Annotated in this window: 2 tRNA genes and 1 rRNA gene; all 3 read left to right on the forward strand. The window is 51.3% G+C overall.

Annotated features, from left to right (window positions below):
- Positions 1 to 78: ribosomal RNA gene (locus ACR0FG_RS20895) — 16S ribosomal RNA — on the forward strand; the annotation flags it as partial.
- 139 nt (positions 79 to 217) lie between these two features.
- Positions 218 to 294 (forward strand) — tRNA-Ile (locus tag ACR0FG_RS20900).
- 31 nt (positions 295 to 325) lie between these two features.
- A tRNA-Ala gene (locus tag ACR0FG_RS20905) sits at positions 326 to 401 on the forward strand.
- Positions 402 to 759: the final 358 nt, after the last annotated feature.

A 759-nucleotide genomic window follows, 5' to 3' on the forward strand; every position in this document is an offset into this window, starting at 1 on the left:
ACCACAGTAGGATCAGCGACTGGGGTGAAGTCGTAACAAGGTAGCCGTAGGGGAACCTGCGGCTGGATCACCTCCTTTCTAAGGATGTTCCTAGCATCTTGAGCTTGCTCTTGATCGTGGAACACTTAGCAGAAGATCAACAAACAAAGTTGGTCAAACTCATGGACCGAGCCGTCCTCATATCTCTTCAGAACACATCAGGCCGACCGGCCTGTCTGGGTCGGTAGCTCAGGTGGTTAGAGCGCACGCCTGATAAGCGTGAGGTCGGAGGTTCAAGTCCTCCTCGACCCACCAAGCCTTTTGCGGAGCAAGGGGCGTTTTTTGTGGGGCCTTAGCTCAGCTGGGAGAGCGCCTGATTTGCATTCAGGAGGTCAGGAGTTCGATCCTCCTAGGCTCCACCATTTACCCGATCAGATCGTTAAGCACCTTTGGGTTCTTAACCGTCCGATTGGACGTCAATTGACATCGTATAGAGAGAAATCAATCAACACTGTTTGATCGCGCCGAGTGTGGCGTTGATCTCAGTTGGTCCTCTTCGGGGGAGGTTTGATTAGGGATGTTTCCTCGTCCCTCTTTGAATATCCCGGCTGAAACGAACAGAGTTGTCCAAGTCAAGTACACTAACCCGCATGATCTGACGATCATGCATGTCTTCTATTCTCCATGTGGGGCCGACCGACATCGGGAGCATAGGTTCCATGATAGAAGGCGGGAGATTATGCTTTTGGTTCAGAAGAACGATCGCCTTTAGTTACAAAC

It is taken from the genome of Ruegeria sp. E1 (genome assembly GCF_056534225.1).